The organism is Azospirillum sp. A23, from assembly GCF_042938965.1.
GTDB classification, from domain to species: Bacteria; Pseudomonadota; Alphaproteobacteria; order Azospirillales; family Azospirillaceae; genus Azospirillum; species Azospirillum melinis.
The window spans coordinates 647185-663814 of the sequence record NZ_CP170667.1 but is presented as its reverse complement, the minus strand read 5'-3'; the positions used below and the strand labels follow the sequence as shown (position 1 = coordinate 663814).

At 66.0% G+C, this 16630-nt stretch carries 15 protein-coding genes and 2 tRNA genes; 9 read left to right on the top strand and 8 right to left on the bottom strand.

Going from position 1 to position 16630, the window contains the following annotated elements; all coding sequences use genetic code 11:
• Both ABNQ40_RS20510 and ABNQ40_RS20505 read left to right on the top strand, forming a co-directional pair.
• Positions 1 to 1815: a M3 family oligoendopeptidase gene (locus ABNQ40_RS20510; protein ID WP_109050849.1), complete on the top strand. Its 1815-nt coding sequence runs from the start codon at positions 1 to 3 to the stop codon at positions 1813 to 1815.
• 105 nt (positions 1816 to 1920) lie between these two features.
• Positions 1921 to 2343, top strand: coding sequence for a bacteriohemerythrin (locus ABNQ40_RS20505; protein ID WP_109491063.1), 423 nt, complete (start codon positions 1921 to 1923; stop codon positions 2341 to 2343).
• Between the two features lie 100 nt (positions 2344 to 2443).
• On the opposite strand, the gene ABNQ40_RS20500 is transcribed toward ABNQ40_RS20505, so the two are convergent.
• Positions 2444 to 2519 (bottom strand) — tRNA-Lys (locus ABNQ40_RS20500).
• Positions 2520 to 2542: 23 nt separating this feature from the next.
• Positions 2543 to 2618 (bottom strand) — tRNA-Lys (locus ABNQ40_RS20495).
• Positions 2619 to 2858: 240 nt separating this feature from the next.
• On the opposite strand from ABNQ40_RS20495, the gene ABNQ40_RS20490 reads away from it, so the two are divergent.
• Positions 2859 to 4388 (top strand): class I SAM-dependent methyltransferase, encoded by a 1530-nt coding sequence (locus tag ABNQ40_RS20490; protein WP_109050850.1) that lies wholly within the window; start codon positions 2859 to 2861, stop codon positions 4386 to 4388.
• Between the two features lie 41 nt (positions 4389 to 4429).
• Here the strand turns inward: ABNQ40_RS20490 and hisE are convergent, their stop codons facing one another.
• Together hisE and phoU are read right to left on the bottom strand one after the other, a co-directional pair.
• On the bottom strand, positions 4430 to 4756 hold the full coding sequence (gene hisE, locus ABNQ40_RS20485; RefSeq protein ID WP_098739349.1) for a phosphoribosyl-ATP diphosphatase: 327 nt from the start codon (positions 4754 to 4756) through the stop codon (positions 4430 to 4432).
• Between the two features lie 134 nt (positions 4757 to 4890).
• Positions 4891 to 5598 carry a phosphate signaling complex protein PhoU gene (phoU, locus tag ABNQ40_RS20480; protein ID WP_098739348.1) on the bottom strand — a complete coding sequence of 236 codons (708 nt, stop codon included), beginning with the start codon at positions 5596 to 5598 and terminating at the stop codon, positions 4891 to 4893.
• A gap of 200 nt (positions 5599 to 5798) precedes the next feature.
• Between phoU and ABNQ40_RS20475 the strand changes: the two genes are divergently transcribed.
• The 5 genes from ABNQ40_RS20475 (at position 5799) to mrdA (ending at position 11205) form a co-directional block, all read left to right on the top strand.
• Positions 5799 to 6350, top strand: a complete 552-nt coding sequence (locus ABNQ40_RS20475; RefSeq protein ID WP_109050851.1) for a TIGR00645 family protein — start codon at positions 5799 to 5801, stop codon at positions 6348 to 6350.
• A 364-nt stretch (positions 6351 to 6714) separates the two neighbouring features.
• Entirely contained in the window at positions 6715 to 7755 is a 1041-nt protein-coding gene (locus ABNQ40_RS20470) for a rod shape-determining protein (protein WP_012974729.1), read from the top strand.
• A 93-nt stretch (positions 7756 to 7848) separates the two neighbouring features.
• Complete coding sequence (mreC, locus tag ABNQ40_RS20465; protein WP_109050853.1) at positions 7849 to 8718, top strand: rod shape-determining protein MreC; 870 nt, start codon at positions 7849 to 7851, stop codon at positions 8716 to 8718.
• A gap of 71 nt (positions 8719 to 8789) precedes the next feature.
• On the top strand, positions 8790 to 9302 hold the full coding sequence (mreD, locus tag ABNQ40_RS20460; protein ID WP_109050854.1) for a rod shape-determining protein MreD: 513 nt from the start codon (positions 8790 to 8792) through the stop codon (positions 9300 to 9302).
• Positions 9303 to 9318: 16 nt separating this feature from the next.
• Complete coding sequence (gene mrdA, locus ABNQ40_RS20455; protein WP_098739343.1) at positions 9319 to 11205, top strand: penicillin-binding protein 2; 1887 nt, start codon at positions 9319 to 9321, stop codon at positions 11203 to 11205.
• Positions 11206 to 11218: 13 nt separating this feature from the next.
• Here the strand turns inward: mrdA and ABNQ40_RS20450 are convergent, their stop codons facing one another.
• The gene (locus tag ABNQ40_RS20450; protein ID WP_109050855.1) at positions 11219 to 12139 is read right to left on the bottom strand and encodes a DMT family transporter; all 921 of its coding nucleotides are present in this window, start codon (positions 12137 to 12139) and stop codon (positions 11219 to 11221) included.
• Between the two features lie 125 nt (positions 12140 to 12264).
• On the opposite strand from ABNQ40_RS20450, the gene ABNQ40_RS20445 reads away from it, so the two are divergent.
• Positions 12265 to 12996 carry a helix-turn-helix transcriptional regulator gene (locus tag ABNQ40_RS20445; RefSeq protein WP_109050856.1) on the top strand — a complete coding sequence of 244 codons (732 nt, stop codon included), beginning with the start codon at positions 12265 to 12267 and terminating at the stop codon, positions 12994 to 12996.
• A gap of 56 nt (positions 12997 to 13052) precedes the next feature.
• On the opposite strand, the gene ilvC is transcribed toward ABNQ40_RS20445, so the two are convergent.
• The 3 genes from ilvC to ABNQ40_RS20430 all read right to left on the bottom strand — a co-directional run bounded on the left by ilvC (position 13053) and on the right by ABNQ40_RS20430 (position 16563).
• Positions 13053 to 14072 carry a ketol-acid reductoisomerase gene (gene ilvC, locus ABNQ40_RS20440; protein WP_109050857.1) on the bottom strand — a complete coding sequence of 340 codons (1020 nt, stop codon included), beginning with the start codon at positions 14070 to 14072 and terminating at the stop codon, positions 13053 to 13055.
• 184 nt (positions 14073 to 14256) lie between these two features.
• Positions 14257 to 14763 (bottom strand): acetolactate synthase small subunit, encoded by a 507-nt coding sequence (gene ilvN, locus ABNQ40_RS20435; protein ID WP_109050858.1) that lies wholly within the window; start codon positions 14761 to 14763, stop codon positions 14257 to 14259.
• Between the two features lie 36 nt (positions 14764 to 14799).
• Positions 14800 to 16563 (bottom strand): acetolactate synthase 3 large subunit, encoded by a 1764-nt coding sequence (locus ABNQ40_RS20430; protein WP_109050859.1) that lies wholly within the window; start codon positions 16561 to 16563, stop codon positions 14800 to 14802.
• Positions 16564 to 16630: the final 67 nt, after the last annotated feature.

Below are 16630 nucleotides of genomic sequence, written 5' to 3'. Positions count from 1 at the left end.
ATGACCAGCAGCGCCGCCATGGCCGCAAACGACACCCCCGATCTGGGTGCGCTTCCCACCTGGGACCTGAGCGACCTTTACCCCGGCACCGAGTCGCCTGAACTGAAGGCCGACCTCGACCGGATGGAGCGCGAATGCAAGGCCTTCCGCGAGCGCTATGCCGGCAAGCTGGCGGCGCTGAGCGGCGACGATCTGGCCGCGGCGATCCGCCAGTATGAGGACATCGACGAGACGCTGTCGCGCGTCATGTCCTATGCCGGGCTGGTCTACAACGGCAACATGGTCGATCCGACCGTCGCCAAATTCTACCAGTCGGCGCAGGAGCGGGTGAACGACATCTCCGCCCACCTGATCTTCTTCACGCTGGAGATCAATCGGCTGGACGAGAACGATCTGGCGGCGAAGCAGAAGGCGTCTTCGTCGCTGCGCCATTACGAGCCGTGGCTGCGCGACGTCCGCCTTTACCGCGACCACCAGTTGTCCGACGAGATCGAGCGCCTGCTGCACGAAAAGCATGTGGTCGGCCGCGCCGCCTGGAACCGCCTGTTCGACGAGACCATCGCCAGCCTGCGCTTCCCGATGGGCGGTAAGGAGTTGACCTGTGCCGAGGCGCTGAACCGCCTGTCCGACCGCAACCCCGCCGTCCGCCGCGAGGCCGGCGAGGTGGTGGGCAAGGTGCTGGGCGAGAACGCGCGGCTGTTCGCGCTGGTCACCAACACGCTGGCCAAGGACAAGGAGATCGAGGACGAGTGGCGCAACTACCCGACGCCGACCTCCGCCCGCAACCTGTCCAATCGGGTCGAGGACGAGGTGGTCGACGCGCTGGTGTCCGCCGTCAAGGGCGCCTATCCGGACCTGTCGCACCGCTATTACACGATGAAGGCCAAGTGGTTCGGGCAGGACCATCTGGATTACTGGGACCGCAACGCCCCCCTGCCGGAGGATGCCGACCGCAGCATTCCCTGGAACGAGGCGCGCGACATCGTTCTGGGCGCCTATGGCCGCTTCTCTCCCGACCTCGCCAGCCTGGGAAAACGCTTCTTCGACAACCCCTGGATCGACGCGCCGGTCCGTCCCGGCAAGGCGCCGGGCGCCTTCGCCCATCCGACCGTGCCCAGCGTCCACCCCTATCTGCTGGTCAACTACCAGGGCAAGACGCGCGACGTGATGACGCTGGCCCATGAGCTGGGGCATGGCGTCCACCAGATCCTGGCCGGCAAGCAGGGCCATTTCCTGTCCGATACCCCGCTGACGCTCGCGGAAACCGCGTCGGTGTTCGGTGAGATGCTGACCTTCCGCGCCCTGCTGGCGGCGGAGACCGACCCGAAGCGCCGCCGCATCATGCTGGCCGGCAAGGTCGAGGACATGTTGAACACGGTGGTCCGCCAGATCGCCTTCTTCGACTTCGAACGCCGTGTCCACACCGAACGGCGCGAGGGCGAACTGACCTCGGACCGCATCGGCGAGATCTGGATGGCGGTGCAGACCGAAAGCCTGGGCCCGGCGCTGCGCTTCGACAAGGGCTATCGCCATTTCTGGTCCTACATCCCCCACTTCATCCACTCGCCCTTCTATGTCTACGCCTATGCCTTCGGCGACTGCCTGGTGAACTCGCTCTACGCGGTCTACCAGGACGCCGAACAGGGCTTTGCCGAGAAGTATCTGGCGATGCTGTCGGCGGGCGGCACCCTGCGTCACAAGGAGCTGCTGGCCCCGTTCGGCCTCGATGCCTCCGACCCGGCCTTCTGGCAGAAGGGCCTCGGCGTCATCCGCGGCTTCATCGACGAACTGGAGGCGAGCGAGGCGAAGGCCTGACCATCCGGGTGGCTTGACCACCGTCAAGAGACCATGTCGGTTGTGCGGGTATGGTGGCCTTCGGAGCGTCGTCTCCGAAGGCCATCTTTTTTGGAAGCGAACATCATGCTTGCGACCACCACACCCGCCGCAACCGCCACACCTGCGGCCGCCAGCACTGTCCCCATGCTCGGCTATGCGGTCATGGACCGCGACCATGTCGATTCGGTCGCGCTGCTGCAGGCGGCCTGCGAGGCCCCGGCCGGCGAGCTCCGGGCTCCCTTCGCCGCCTTCGCCAAGCATCTGCGCGAGCATTTCGCCCGCGAGAACGCGCTGATGACCCAGCACGGCTTTTTCGCCCTGCATTGCCACAAGGAGGAGCACGCCCGCGTCCTGACCGTGGTCGCGACGATGGAGGCCGATCTGGCGGAGGGGAAGGAGAACCGTGCCCGGCTCTATGTGACCGAGCATTTCCCCGACTGGTTCCACACCCATCTGGCGACGATGGACCGGGTAACCGCGGATTTTCTGGCACAGGCAGAGGGGTGAGGAACCGGGAGAGGCATTACGGGAGCCGCCTCTCCCACACAGAACCAAACTCCGGAAATGGAAAGGGGCCGGAACCTGCTCGGTTCCAGCCCCTTATGGATGGTGGGCGCACAAGGACTCGAACCTTGGACCCGCTGATTAAGAGTCAGCTGCTCTACCAACTGAGCTATGCGCCCATCCGTAGGAAATGTTCAAGAGATGGTGGGCGCACAAGGACTCGAACCTTGGACCCGCTGATTAAGAGTCAGCTGCTCTACCAACTGAGCTATGCGCCCATCTCTTGCTGCGGTGAACTTGACTGATATCTTTGCAGAAACCAGCCGACTGTTCATCGCGCCGGCCAAGCCGTTGTCCCGGCCGGTGTGGCGCGGTTTATAACGAAGGGCTTTTGACCTGTCGATAGCAAAATCGCACCCCATGTGAATTTTTTGGTGCGCGCTTTTCGGTGGCCGGACTCCGCTCCCGGCGGCTACACCGGCGCTGTCGAAACGGGGCATCGGAACGGGGGATCGGGGATGGGCGGCTGGACCGAAGGCTATGTCGGCGGCATCGACTATATCCGCGCCGTCTATCGCGACTGGTCGCCGGCCATGCTCTGCTTCGCCCTGACGCTGCGCGGTTGGCGCCCGCCAGAGGCGCTGCGCCGCGGCAGCTTCACCATGGCGGAGCCCGGCTGCGGCCATGGCCTGACCAGCGCCCTGCTGGCCGGTGCCCACCCGGCGGCGCGGTTCGAGGCGATGGACTTCAACCCCTCCCACATCGCCGGCGTCCGCCGGCTGGCCGCCGATGCCGGGCTGTCCAATGCCGAGTTCCTCGAAGAGAGCTTCGCCGAATACGCCCGGCGTGACAGGCCGATGCTGGATGCCGTCGCGCTGCACGGCGTCTGGTCCTGGGTGAGCGCCGGGAACCGGGCGATCCTGCTGGAGGTGCTGCACCGACGGCTGGCGCCGGGTGGCGTCGTCTTCGTCAGCTACAACGCCCTGCCCGGCACGCTGGCCCACATGCCGCTGCGCCGTCTTCTGGTGGAGCGCTGCGCCCAAGGCGACGGCCCCCTGCCCGACCGCATCGCTGCCGCGGTGGAGTTCGCGGCACGGATGACGGCGCAGGGCGGCGGCTGGTTCGCCAATACCGACGGCGTGGTGGAGCGGATCGAACAGCTTCGCCGCAAATCGCCGAACTACATCGCCCATGAATATCTGAACGGCGACTGGACCGCCTTCTACCATGCCGACGTGACGCGCGAGCTTGCTGCCGCCAAGCTGGAGTTCGCCGGTGCCGCCGTCCCGATGGAGCAGTTGGACGATCTCACCCTCTCCCCCGCCCAGCAGGCGCTGGCGGGCGAGGCGCGCGACGCCGCCCAGGCCGAAACCCTGCGCGACGTGATGACCAACCGCAGCTTCCGCCGCGACCTGTTCGTGAAGGGCGGCGAGCGTCTGGGCCGGGCCGAGCGGCGCGCCCTGCTGGGAGAGACCCGTTTCGCGCTTCTGGTCGCCGCCGACGACCTGCCGGAAGGCGCATCCACCCCTGTCGGCCGCCTGTCCTTCCCCCAGGCGCTTTACCAACCGCTGGGCGAGGCTCTGGCGGAAGGACCGCAAAGCCTGGACGCGCTGCTCGCCCGCCCGGCCCTGGCGGCACAGGGCGAGGACGCGGTACTGCGGGCGCTGATCCTGCTGGCCAGCCTGTCGCTGGCGGCACCGGCGATGCCCGAGGATGGGGGCACTGAACGAAACGCCTCCTGTGACCGCTTCAACGCCGCGGTTCTGGAGCGCCATCGCTTCGGTGACACGCCGGGTCAGCTCGCCTCACCACTGCTGGGCTCCGGTGTGCCGGTGTCACGGATCGAGGCGCTGTTCCTGCTTGCCGCCCGTCTGGGCGAGGACCCCGCCGCCTTCGTTTGGCGTCATCTGTCGGCCGACGGCATCGTGCTGGGGCGCGACGGCGAACGCTGCGAGGGGGATGAGGCCAACCGTGCGGAACTGGCGCGACGGCATGCGGCCTTCATGCAGCGGCGGTTGCCGGTTCTGGAAAGGCTTGGGGTGGTTTGATGGACAGGCGGTCTGACGGCAATGACGCCGGATAACGGCCCTCAGCGCTCCGGCGCCGTCTTCGGCAGCTTCTCGGCGATCCCATAGAGCGCCTCGCGCCGGCGGATCTCAGCGAACACGTCGTCGGGATGGATGTTCAGCGTCGCCCACAGGACCGAAAGATTGTAGAGCAGGTCGGCGCTTTCGTTGATGACGCCCTGACGGTCCTCGTTCATGGCGTCAAGAGCCACTTCGACCGCCTCCTCGCCCACTTTCTTGGCGATCTTCTTCGGCCCGGCGGCGATCAGCCGCGCGGTCTTGGAGTGCGCCGGGTCCATCTGCTGGCGGTCGAGGATGGCGGCATAGAGGCGGAGCAGGTCGTCGGTCATCAGGCGGGTATTGTCTCGTGTGCGGGTGACGGAAGCATCGTTCTGCTAACGTGATCACTCCGCAACGGAATTACCATCCCCCATAGGCGCGGTGGAGCGCCGCACAACGGCCTTATGCCATGCGGCGCTCCGCTTCAGCCCACCGGATCGTAGGAATGATCTGCCTTCGGACGCTCTTCGAGCAGGGTCTGGCCGGTGCTGACGAAATAGACGACCTCGGCGATGTTGGTGGCATGGTCGCCGATGCGCTCAAGGTTCTTGGCGATCATCATCAGGTGCATGTGCGCCGTGAACTGGTCCTGCGCCGCCAGGGCCGACCGTTCCACTTCCGCAACGAGGCTGGTGTAAAGCGCATCCACCTCGTCGTCGGTGCGCCAGATCCGCAGGGCGGCCTCGCCGTCATTGTCGACATAGGCGTCGATCACGGCGCTGAGCCGTTCGCGCACCAGCCGGCCGAGCTGCGGCAGACCCGCCATCGATCCGGAGTCGGGCAGGCTGAAGATGGCGACGGCGCGCTTGGCGGTGTTGGCGGCATGGTCGCCGATGCGCTCAAGGTTGCCGGCGATCTTCAAGGCCGCGATCACCTCGCGCAGATCGTCGGCGACCGGCTGGCGCAGGGCCAGCAAGCGCATGCAGTGAGCTTCGATGTCGTGTTCGAAGGAGTCGAGTCGGGCATCCGACTCCACGATCTCCCGCGCAAGCTCGGGGTTGCGCTGGGCCAGACAGATCAGAGCCTGGTCGATCTGCGTCTCCGCAGCGCCGGCCATCTGCACGATGGCGGATTTCAGCCGCTTCAGCGCGTCCTCGAACGCGGACACGATGTGCGGAGCGGAGGTCTTCATGGTCGCCAAACCCTTCCCGGCGGTCTCGTTCCAAGCCGCCACCATAGCGCCCGGACGTTACGGTACGATGACAGCGCCTATGACCAATGGCGGCCGGCCCGCACTTCGCACATGCAGGAGAAACTGTCCGATTGATTTTGCGGCGCAGCATTGCGACACATGGTCCTTATCCCCCTCCCCAACGACGTGCCGAACCCGCCATGATCGAACGCCGCTTTGAACAGATCATCTTCGCCAGCCGCTGGCTGCTCGCGCCCTTCTATCTCGGGCTGGTGGTTTCGCTGGCTGCGCTGCTGGTGAAGTTCACGCAGGAGATCCTGCACATGATCCCGCATGTGCTGGAGATGAGCGAAAAGGACGTGCTTCTGGGCGTGCTGACGCTCATCGACCTGTCCTTCGCCGGCAATCTTCTGCTGATGGTCATCTTCGCGGGGTATGAGAACTTCGTCTCGAAGATCGACGTCGCCAATCACGAAGACCGGCCGGACTGGATGGGCAAGGTCGATTTCGGCGGGCTGAAGCTGAAACTGATCGCCTCCATCGTCGCCATCTCGGGCATCCACCTGCTGAAAGCCTTCATGAACCTGGCGCAGACCTCTCGCGACGAGCTGATGTGGCTGGTCATCATCCACATGACCTTCGTGATTTCCGGTGTTCTGCTGGCCTGCATGGACCGGCTGGAAGGTCATCACGGCCATGCCACCAAGCCTGCGGAGAAAGCCGGGGCGAAATCCGCGGCCGATCATCACTGATAAGTTACGATGTTCCTTCGTCTCGTCTGTCAAATGTCTATTGCGGCACAGCAACGACAGGGATAGACACTGCACCGTCACGCCGGCCAGCAGGGTTTTCAGCGGATCGGAACGGGCTTTGCCGCAGGGCTTGGGCCCGTTGACGGATTATTAACCCTAACCCGCCACTGTGCCCATCACCAGACGCCGTGCCGCGGCGGTCCCCGGTTCGCCGGAGACCCTGTCCACAGCAGGCATCAGGGCTGCCGGGCGCACTCTCCGCTTGAGCGTGCGGGCGCATTCGACTATGGAACCGTTGGCGGGCATGCTATGCCAGTCCGCCGGCTCGGCCGTCTCAACCGCTTTGATAGAGTTCGTCAGCTCCATGCTCTCCAAACTGCTCGGCGTGCTGTCCGCCGACATGGCGATCGATCTGGGGACGGCCAACACCCTGGTCTATGTCAAGGGCCGCGGCATCGTCCTGAACGAACCGTCCGTCGTCGCCATCGCCAACGTGCGCGGCAAAAAGCAGGTTCTCGCCGTCGGTGACGAGGCGAAGATGATGCTTGGCCGCACCCCCGGCAACATCCAGGCCATCCGGCCGCTTCGCGACGGCGTCATCGCCGATTTCGAAGTCGCGGAGGAAATGATCAAACATTTCATCCGCAAGGTTCACAACCGCCGCAGCTTCGCCAGCCCGCAGGTCATCATCTGCGTGCCGTCGGGCTCGACCGCGGTGGAACGCCGGGCGATCCAGGAATCGGCGGAGGCCGCAGGCGCCCGCCGCGTCTTCCTGATCGAGGAACCGATGGCCGCCGCAATCGGCGCCGGACTGCCGGTGACCGAACCGACGGGCTCGATGGTCGTCGACATCGGCGGCGGCACCACCGAGGTGGCCGTACTGTCGCTGGGCGGCATCGTCTATTCGCGGTCGGTGCGCGTCGGCGGCGACAAGATGGACGAGGCCATCATCGGCTACATCCGCCGCAGCCACAATCTGCTGGTCGGCGAAGGCTCCGCCGAGCGGATCAAAAAGGAAATCGGCTCCGCCTGTCCGCCCGAGGACGGCGAAGGCCGCATCTTGGAGATCAAGGGCCGCGACCTGATGAACGGCGTACCGAAGGAGCTGATCATCTCCGAGCGCCAGATCGCCGAGTCGCTGGCCGAACCGGTGTCCGCCATCGTCGAGGCGGTGAAGGTCGCGCTGGAACACACCGCTCCGGAACTGGCCGCCGACATCGTCGACAAGGGCATCGTGCTGACTGGCGGCGGCGCTCTGCTGGGCAACCTGGACTTCGTCCTGCGCCACGCCACCGGCCTGCCGGTGTCGATTGCGGACGATCCCCTCTCCTGCGTGGCGCTCGGCACCGGCCGCGCGCTGGAGGAGATGAAGACGCTGCGAAACGTCTTGGTCAGCGCCTACTGATTGGTGTATCCCTGGTTGGAAGGCCTCCGGTCCCCTGCCCACCCCTGGCGGTGAGGACCGGAGACGGACCGCGTATCTGGACGGGAATTTCCTGTGAAGCCACGCTCATCCGGCTCCGTCATCCGCCTGGCCGCCCCCTTGCGGGCTCTCGCGCAGCGATTCTCCTTCCTACTGCTGGTGCTGGCCTCCATCGCGCTGATGATGGTCGGCAAGATCGAGTCCGTCTCGGTGGACAGCGCACGCGCACGCGTGACAGATGCCTTCGCCCCCATCCTGGACGCCATCTCTCGCCCCGCCGCTACCGCGGCGCGCGTGGTTGAATCCGCGGTGGAGCTTGAGAACGCCTTCGACGAGAACCAGCGGCTGAAGGCCGAGAACGCCCGGCTTCTGCAATGGAAGCAGGCGGCGTTGCGGCTGGAGTCGGAAAACAACAGCCTGCGTAGCCTGCTGCGGGTCCGTCCGGAACCGTCGGTCAACTACATCGCCGCCCGCGTCATCGCCACCCCCGGCAGTTCCTTCGTCCGCACGCTGGTGGTCACCGCCGGCAAGCGCGACGGGGTACGCAAGGGTCAGGCGGCGCTCGCCGGTGCCGGTCTGGTCGGCCGGGTGATCGAGGTCGGCGAATGGTCGTCCCGCGTCCTGCTGCTGACCGACATCAACGCCCGCATTCCGGTGATCCTGTCGAACACGCGCCAGCGCTCGATCCTGGCAGGCGACAACTCCGATCAGGCCAAGCTTCTCTATCTGCCGCCGGACTCGCCGATCCAGGTGGGCGAACGGGTGGTGACCTCCGGCGACGGCGGCCTCTTCCCGCCCGGTCTGCCGGTGGGCGTGGTGACCGCGGTCAGCGAACGCGGCATCCGTGTCCTGCCCAGCGCCGACCTGTCGCGCGTGGAGCATCTGCGTCTGGTGGATTTCGGCCTGCCGAGCACCGATCTGGACCCGTCGCCAGATTCGAAGTGAAGTGGATGTGGAAGTGAGCTGGTTTTGGACGTGAGCCGGACGGACGGTCCGCCGACCGGGGGATTGCCGTCATGACGGCAACCTTCTGGCAGAAGGTGGACAAGACCGGGCGCAATCTGGCGCCCTTCGCCGTCACGGTGATGATGGTGCTGGTCGGCATGATCCCGCTGCCGGTCCCCGGTTATGCCCCGGTTGCACCGAACCTGACGCTGGTCTCGGTCTATTACTGGACGATCCACAGACCTGACCTGATGCGTCCGGGGGTGGCCTTTCTCATCGGACTGCTTCAGGATTTCCTGATCGGCGGGCCATTGGGTGTTAATGCCCTGCTGCTGGTCGTAGCCCAATGGGCGGTCCTGAACCAGCGCCGGGTGTTCCTGGCCAGCACCTTCGCCCTGCTGTGGTTCGGCTTCACGCTGGTGATGGCGGGTGCCGTCCTGCTGCAATGGCTCGCTTTTTCGGTGCTCGACGCCGTCACGCTGTCGATCCTGCCGGCCCTTTTCCAGGGCCTGCTGACGGTAGCGGTGTTTCCTGCGGTGGGTTGGCTGCTGATCCGCGTCCATCGCGCGTTCCTGAACGGGTAAAGGGTCGACGGGTCTCATGAGTTCGATCGATCGCGACACCGACCGCTCCCGCCTGCTGGCGCGCCGCGCCCTGGTGTTGGGCGGTATCAAGCTGGCCGGCCTGTCCGCACTGGTCGGTCGGCTCTATTACCTGCAGGTGGTCGAGTCGGCACGCTACACCATGCTGGCGGAGGAGAACCGCATCAGCCTGCGGCTGATCGCCCCGTCCCGCGGCAACATCGTCGACCGCTTCGGCGTGCCGCTGGCGGTCAACCAGCAGAACTACCGCGTCGTCGTCGTGTCGGAACGCACCCACAACATCCAGGAGACGCTCGACAAGATCTCCCGCATCGTGCCGCTGACCGATGGCGACCGCCGTCGCGTGCTGCGCGAGTTGCACCGCAAGCGCCGCTTCGTTCCCGTCACCGTGCGCGAGAACCTGACCTGGGAACAGGTGGCGACGCTGGAGACCAACACCCCCGACCTGCCCGGTGTGTCGATCGAGGTGGGCGAACTGCGCTATTACCCGCAGGCGGACTGGACCGCCCATATCCTGGGCTATGTCGGCGCCGTCTCGGAGTCGGAACTGAGCGGCAACAGCGACCCCGTCCTGTCGCTGCCCGGTTTCCGCATCGGCAAGGCCGGCATCGAGAAATTCCACGAAAAGGTGCTGCGCGGCACCGCCGGCACCAGCCAGTTGGAGGTCAATGCGGTCGGCCGGGTCATCCGCGAGCTGTCGCGCGACGAGGGCCAATCCGGTCGCGAGGTGCAGCTGACCATCGACATGGCCCTGCAACGTTTTGTGCAGGAGCGGCTGTCGCAGGAGGTCAGCGCCTCGGCCGTGGTGATGGACGTCCATACCGGCGGCATCTATGCCCTGTGCTCGCACCCCAGCTACGACCCCAACCAGTTCACCATGGGCATCAGCGCCGAACTGTGGGAAGAGCTGCTGTCCAATCAGGCGACGCCGCTCAACAACAAGGCGGTGGTCGGGCAATATCCGCCGGGTTCGACCTTCAAGATGATGGCGGCGCTGGCGGCACTCGAATCGGGGGTGGTCAGCAACCGGCACACGGTGTTCTGCCCCGGCCATCTGGAGTTGGGCGACCACCGTTTCCACTGCTGGAAGCGCGGCGGGCACGGCACCATCGATTTCGTAGGCGCGCTGCGCCATTCCTGCGACGTGTTCTTCTACGACGTGTCGCGGCGGATCGGCATCGACCGCATCGCCGAGATGTCCAACCGGTTCGGCCTTGGCAGCCGCACCGGCATCGACCTGCCGCACGAGCGTGCCGGCCTGATCCCGTCCATCGCCTGGAAGAAGGCGACGCTGGGCAAGAACTGGGACATGGGCGAGACGCTGGTCGCCTCCATCGGCCAGGGCTATGTGCTGACGACGCCGCTGCAGCTGGCGGTGATGACCTGCCGGCTGGCCAATGGCGGCTATGCGGTCAAGCCGCACCTGACCAAGCAGATCAAGACGGTCAGCGGCGAGCAGACGGCATGGCCCAGCATCGGCGTGAAGAAGGAAAACCTCGACATCGTGCTGCGCGGCATGACCGAGGTGACCAACGCTCCCAACGGCACCGCCTTCAAGTCGCGCATCACCGAGGTCGGCTATGAGATGGCCGGCAAGACCGGCTCCGCCCAGGTCCGCCGCATCACCATGGCCGAGCGCAACAACGGCGTGAAGAAGAACGAGGATCTGCCCTGGCGCGAGCGCGACCACGCGCTGTTCGTCGCCTTCGCGCCGATCCAGGCGCCGCGCTACGCCTGCGCGGTGTTCGTCGAGCATGGCGGCGGCGGCTCCACCGCGGCCGCCCCGATTGCCCGCGACATCCTGCTGGAAACCCAGAAACGCGACCCCGGCCGCGCCGCCGTCGCCGAAACCCCGCCGACCGGCTTCGGAGAGCCGCGGGGCTGAGAAGCGGATCGGGTCAGGAGCGGGAGCGAGCCGGGATGGTCATCGCCGCCACCCCCAGCACGACCGCGGCACAGCCGGCAAGCATGGTCGGCTCCAGCGTCTCGCCCAGCATCAACACGCCGATGCCAACCCCGATCGGAACCCGCAGGTAGGCTTGTGCGGTCGTCGGAACCGATCCGATGGTGTGGACAAGCCGGAAATAGAGGACGAAGGCCAGCGCGGTCGAGAAGACCGAGAGTCCGGCAAGCGCCAGCAGCGAGTCCGGCGACGGCGACAGGGTCCAGGGACGGTCGACCGCCAGACTGACCGGCAGCAACAGCGCTGCCCCGCACAGCAGCGACCCGGCGGCCGGCATGATCGGATCCAGTCCCTTGAAAACGCGGCCGAAAATGGCTGCTCCGGCATAACAGACGGTGGCGAGGACGATGGCTCCTTGCGCCAGCAGATCGCGGCCTATGCCGTCGACAGCCCCCGTCCCGATGACCAGCACCGTTCCACCGAGACCGGCGAACACGCCGACCGCTTTCCGCCAGCCCACGGCCTCGTGCCGCGTCAGCAGAAGGGTGATAAGGAAGGCGAAGATCGGCGTCGTCGCGTTCAGGATCGCTGCGGACCCGGCATCGACCGTCTGCTCGGCCCAGGCGATCAGGGTAAAGGGGAGAACGCTGTTCAAACAGGCCTGTAGGAGGAACCGCTTCCACACGGCGCCTTCCCGCGGCAGGAACAGGCCGCGCCAGCGGATGACCGCCAGCAGGATGCCTCCGGCGATCAGGGTCCGCCCGGCGATGAAGGTCAGCGGCGGAATCGTCTCGACGCCGATCCGGATGAAGCTGTAGGACGCGCCCCACAAGGTCGCGAGGGCCAGCAGCAAGGCAAGCTCGACACGCAGATCGGGCCGCGAAGCGCGTGCATCGGGGGCTGGAAGGCTGGTCATGATGGCTCCGTCGGTCTTGCAAGGCGGCTCACCATGACAGCCAAGCCCTTGAAAGACTGCCGCGAACGCTTCGGCCGCGGACGAAACGTCGGCGGCTGACGGAGCCGGTGAAGGAGCCTAAGCTGATGGGCATGACCAGCCCATCCTTCCCCCTCGCCTCCGCCAACGGCATCGCCACCATCGCCGCGTTGATCGGCGATCCGGCACGGGCGAACATCCTCTCCGCCCTGATGGGTGGGCAGGCGCTGACCGCCGGCGAATTGTCCTGGCATGCCGGCGTCGGAGCGGCGACCACCAGCGGTCACCTTGCCAAAATGAGCGAGGCGGGATTGCTGGCGATGGAGCGCCAGGGCCGGCACCGCTATTACCGGCTGGCCTCCCCCGACATCGCCCAGGCGATGGAAAGCCTGATGGCGGTGGCGGCCGCCGGCCCGCTGCGGCACCGTCCGCCCGGCCCCAAGGACGAGGCGCTGCGGACCGCCCGCACCTGCTACGACCATCTCGCCGGACGGCTCGGCACAAAACTGGCCGATAGGCTGAACGAGCGCGGGCTCGTGATCCTCAGTGACGGCGGCGCCCTGGTGACGGACGACGGCCGCGATTTCCTGGGCGGCTTAGGGCTCGCAATTCCCGACGCCGACGGGCACCGCAGGCCTCTCTGCCGGGTCTGCCTGGATTGGAGCGAGCGGCGGCACCATCTGGCCGGACGGCTGGGCGCGGCCCTGCTGACCTGTTCGCTGGAGCGCGGCTGGATCGCCCGCAGTCCCGACAGCCGCGCCGTGACGATCACCGAGGCCGGCAGCAAGGAGTTCGTCACGATTTTCGGCATCACGCCGGAACATCTGGCCGCCAAATAAAAAAGCGCGCCCCCGAAGGGACGCGCTTCTCAGCAAACCGACAGGCTTTCGCCGGATCAGTTCTTCGACTTGTCCACCAGACGGCGCTCGGCGATCCACGGCATCATGGCGCGCAGCTTCTCGCCGACCTTCTCGATCTCGTGCTCGGCGTTGCGGCGGCGGATCGCCTTGAAGGACGGCTGGCCGGCCTTGCATTCCAGCATCCAGTCGCGGACGAAGCGGCCTTCCTGGATGTCGGTCAGGACGCGCTTCATCTCGGCCTTGGTCTCCGGCGTGATGATGCGCGGGCCGGTGCGGTAGTCGCCGTATTCGGCCGTGTTGGAGATCGAGTAGCGCATGTTGGCCATGCCGCCCTCGTACATCAGGTCGACGATCAGCTTCACTTCGTGCAGGCACTCGAAGTAGGCCATCTCGGGGGCATAGCCCGCCTCGACCAGCGTCTCGTAGCCGGCACGGATCAGCTCGGTCAGGCCGCCGCAGAGCACGGCCTGCTCACCGAACAGGTCGGTCTCGCACTCTTCTTTGAAGGTCGTCTCGATGATGCCGGCGCGGCCGCCGCCATTGGCCGAGGCGTAGGACAGGGCGATGTCCAGAGCGTTGCCCGAGGCGTTCTGGTGCACGGCGACCAGCGACGGCACGCCGCCGCCACGCTGGTATTCGCTGCGCACGGTGTGGCCGGGGCCCTTCGGCGCGATCATGAACACGTCGAGGTCGGCGCGGGCCTCGATCAGGTTGAAGTGGATGTTCAGGCCGTGCGCGAAGGCCAGGGCGGCGCCCTGCTTCATGTTCGGGGCCAGATCGTCCTTGTACAGGTCGGCCTGCAGCTCGTCCGGGGTCAGAACCATCACGACGTCGGCCCAGGCGGCGGCTTCGGCCGGGGTCATCACGGCGAAGCCGGCGGTCTCAGCCTTCTTGATGGTGGCCGAACCCGGGCGGAGCGCGATCCGCACGTCCTTCACGCCGCTGTCACGCAGGTTGTGGGCGTGGGCGTGGCCCTGGCTGCCGTAGCCGACGATGACGACCTTCTTGCCCTTGATCAGGTTGACGTCGGCATCACGATCGTAATAGACGCGCATGGAGATGATTCCTTGAATTCGCAACGAACGAAGACAGAGTGCGTTTCCTGCGGCGGATTACTCCATTGAGCAAAGCCGCGCGTCAAGAGAAACAATCGCTCGATGGAACGGCAAAATGCAAAGCTTCCTTGCGTTTTTGCCGCCCCAATCTTTCGCAGAATGCTGTTCTGCGGGGAGTGGCGCCTTAGAAGGCCGCCGGCCCCTTCGACATGGCGACCACGCCGGTGCGGCTGGCCTCCACGAGTCCGAGCTGGGTCATCAGACCGACGAAGTCGTCGACCTGCTCGGTGGTGCCGGTCAGCTCGAAGACGAAGCTGGTGAGCGTGGCGTCCACCACCTTGGCCTTGAAGATGTCGGCAAGGCGCAGCGCCTCGATCCGCTTGTCGCCGGTGCCGGCCACCTTGACCAGCGCCAGCTCGCGCTCCACCGCCGGCCCCTCGTCGGTCAGGTCATGGACGCGGTGGACCGGAACCAGCCGGCTCAACTGCGCCTTGATCTGCTCGATGATCATCCGGGTGCCGGAGGTGACGAGCGTGATGCGCGACAGGTGGTCGGCGTTGTTCACCTCGGCCACCGTCAGGCTTTCGATGTTGTAGCCGCGGCCGGAGAACAGCCCGATGACGCGGGCGAGAACGCCCGGCTCGTTGTCCACCAGCACGGCGATGGTGTGCTTTTCGATCGCGTTTTCCATGAGACCCGTCCCTCCTGTTCGTTCGTCGTCAGCCGATCAGACCAGCACCATGCCGTCTTCCGGCGTCGCGTCGGACGGGCTGTCGTCCGGACCGAACAGGATCTCGTTGTGGGCCTTGCCGCCCGGGATCATCGGGAAGCAGTTTTCCTTCGGATCGACGGCGATGTCGATGATGCAGGGGCGGTCGGTGACCGCCAGCATCTTCTCGATCACCTGATCGACCTCGGCCACCGTGGTGGCGCGCAGACCGACGCAACCCCAGGATTCCGCCAGCTTCACGAAGTCCGGCAGGGCTTCGGAGTAGCTCTGGGAATAGCGCGAGCCGTGCAGCAGTTCCTGCCACTGGCGCACCATGCCCATATACTGGTTGTTCAGGATGAAGATCTTGACCGGCGCGCGGTACTGCACGGCGGTACCGATCTCCTGCATGTTCATCAGGAAGCTGGCCTCGCCCGACACGTCGACGACGATGGCGTCGGGGTGGGCCAGCTGGGCGCCGATGGCGGCCGGCAGGCCGTAGCCCATGGTGCCGAGCCCGCCCGAGGTCATCCAGCGGTTCGGCTGGTCGAAGGGCAGGAACTGGGCGGCCCACATCTGGTGCTGGCCGACTTCCGTCGTGATGTAGTGGTCCTTGCCGCGCAGGGCCTCGCGCAGACGCTCCAGCGCATATTGCGGCTTGATGACCGATTCGGTGCGGTTGTAGTTCAGGCAGTTGCGGGCGCGCCAGCCCTCGATCTTGCCCCACCACTCCTTCAGCGCGGCCTTGTCCGGCGACTTGGCGCGCGCCTTCCAGATGCGCAGCATGTCCTCCAGCACGGCGCCGCAGTCACCGACGATCGGAATGTCGACCGCGACGTTCTTGTTGATCGAGCTGGGGTCGATGTCGACGTGGATCTTCTTGGAACCCGGCGAGAAGGCCGACAGCTTGCCGGTCACCCGGTCGTCGAAGCGGGCGCCGATGTTGATCATGACGTCACATTCGTACATGGCGAGATTCGCCTCGTACGTGCCGTGCATGCCGAGCATGCCCAACCACTGGTTTTCGGACGCCGGGAAGGCGCCCAGGCCCATCAGGGTGGAGGTGATCGGGAAACCGGTGGTCTTCACGAACTGGGTCAGCAGCTTGGCCGCGAAGGGGCCGGCGTTGATGACGCCGCCACCGGTGTAGAAGACCGGCCGCTTGGCGTTGGCGATCAGTTCAATCGCCTCTTCGATGCGGGCGATCTCCGGCTTCACCTGCGGCCGATAGGTCTTGTGCTTGACCTCCGTCGGCGGGACGTAGGTGCCGTCGGCGAACTGCACGTCCTTCGGAATGTCGACCAGCACCGGGCCGGGACGGCCGCTGCGCGCGACATAGAAGGCCTCGTGCAGGGTGCGGGCCAGATTGTCGACGTCCTTCACCAGGTAATTGTGCTTGGTGCAGGGACGGGTGATGCCGGTGGTGTCGGCTTCCTGGAAGGCGTCGTTGCCGATCAGGTGGGTCGGCACCTGACCCGACAGGCAGACCAGCGGGATGCTGTCGCACAGCGCGTCCAGCAGGCCGGTCACCGCGTTGGTGGCGCCGGGGCCGGAGGTCACCAGCACGCAGCCGACCTTGCCGGTCGAGCGGGCGTAACCTTCGGCCGCATGAACCGCGGCCTGCTCGTGGCGTACAAGGACATGCTTCAGGTCGTTCTGCTGGAACAGCGCGTCGTAGATGGGAAGTACGGCGCCGCCGGGATAGCCGAAGATGATGTCAACGCCCTGATCCTTCAGGGCCTTGATGACGATCTGGGCGCCGGTCAGCTTCTGTTCGGACATCGCTCACGACCTTCTCATGTGGGCGCCTCCTCTAAGGCACCCGGTTCCTTGGACTTGTCACCGGCCG

Bases quoted from the DNA above. Each gene is read 5' to 3' on its own strand.
- ABNQ40_RS20510 (WP_109050849.1), top strand. From the start codon at position 1: ATGACCAGCAGCGCCGCCATGGCCGCAAACGACACCCCCGATCTGGGT.
- mrdA (WP_098739343.1), top strand. From the start codon at position 9,319: ATGAGTTCGATCGATCGCGACACCGACCGCTCCCGCCTGCTGGCGCGC.
- ABNQ40_RS20490 (WP_109050850.1), top strand. From the start codon at position 2,859: ATGGGCGGCTGGACCGAAGGCTATGTCGGCGGCATCGACTATATCCGC.
- ilvN (WP_109050858.1), bottom strand. From the start codon at position 14,763: ATGGAAAACGCGATCGAAAAGCACACCATCGCCGTGCTGGTGGACAAC.
- ABNQ40_RS20470 (WP_012974729.1), top strand. From the start codon at position 6,715: ATGCTCTCCAAACTGCTCGGCGTGCTGTCCGCCGACATGGCGATCGAT.
- hisE (WP_098739349.1), bottom strand. From the start codon at position 4,756: ATGACCGACGACCTGCTCCGCCTCTATGCCGCCATCCTCGACCGCCAG.
- phoU (WP_098739348.1), bottom strand. From the start codon at position 5,598: ATGAAGACCTCCGCTCCGCACATCGTGTCCGCGTTCGAGGACGCGCTG.
- mreD (WP_109050854.1), top strand. From the start codon at position 8,790: ATGACGGCAACCTTCTGGCAGAAGGTGGACAAGACCGGGCGCAATCTG.
- ABNQ40_RS20430 (WP_109050859.1), bottom strand. From the start codon at position 16,563: ATGTCCGAACAGAAGCTGACCGGCGCCCAGATCGTCATCAAGGCCCTG.
- ABNQ40_RS20475 (WP_109050851.1), top strand. From the start codon at position 5,799: ATGATCGAACGCCGCTTTGAACAGATCATCTTCGCCAGCCGCTGGCTG.
- ABNQ40_RS20505 (WP_109491063.1), top strand. From the start codon at position 1,921: ATGCTTGCGACCACCACACCCGCCGCAACCGCCACACCTGCGGCCGCC.
- ilvC (WP_109050857.1), bottom strand. From the start codon at position 14,072: ATGCGCGTCTATTACGATCGTGATGCCGACGTCAACCTGATCAAGGGC.
- ABNQ40_RS20450 (WP_109050855.1), bottom strand. From the start codon at position 12,139: ATGACCAGCCTTCCAGCCCCCGATGCACGCGCTTCGCGGCCCGATCTG.
- ABNQ40_RS20445 (WP_109050856.1), top strand. From the start codon at position 12,265: ATGGGCATGACCAGCCCATCCTTCCCCCTCGCCTCCGCCAACGGCATC.